Source organism: Thermoanaerobacterales bacterium (assembly GCA_030019475.1).
In the GTDB taxonomy this organism is placed as follows: Bacteria; Bacillota; Desulfotomaculia; order Desulfotomaculales; family JASEER01; genus JASEER01.
The window spans coordinates 1-535 of record JASEER010000086.1 but is presented as its reverse complement, the minus strand read 5'-3'; the positions used below and the strand labels follow the sequence as shown (position 1 = coordinate 535).

Annotated in this window: 1 protein-coding gene; it reads right to left on the bottom strand. The window is 43.6% G+C overall.

The genetic code is table 11. The features are described from left to right. Nucleotides 1-524 (bottom strand): GTP-binding protein (locus QMC81_11930; protein ID MDI6908178.1); only part of this gene is annotated, 524 nt, incomplete at its 3' end. Between the last annotated feature and the right edge of the window lie 11 nt (nt 525-535).

Genomic DNA, 535 nt, shown 5'->3' with positions numbered 1-535 from the left:
CCCCGAACTATCGGAACCTCATCTCCGGGAAACTCATATTTTTTCAATAACTCCCTGATCTCACTTTCAACTAAATTGATTATTTCCGGATCGTCAACGGCATCGCATTTGTTTATAAAGACGACCAAGGAAGGTAAACCAACCTGTCTTGCCAGAAGAAGGTGTTCCCTGGTTTGGGGCATTGACCCATCAACAGCCGAAACAACCAAAATCCCACCATCCATCTGGGCTGCTCCAGTAATCATGTTTTTGATGTAGTCGGCGTGGCCAGGGCAATCGATATGGGCATAGTGTCTTTTATCAGTCTCGTATTCAACGTGGGAAATGGTAATGGTTAATCCCCTGGCTTTTTCCTCAGGAGCGGCATTTAAATCCTCGACCGTTACTTCTTTTGTTGCCAAGCCCTTTAATTTTAAGATATGGGTAATGGCAGCGGTCAAAGTACTTTTACCATGGGCAACATGGCCAATGGTACCGATGTTAATATGGGGTTTTTTTCTAATAAATTTTTCTTTCTCCGCCATGATTTTCTACC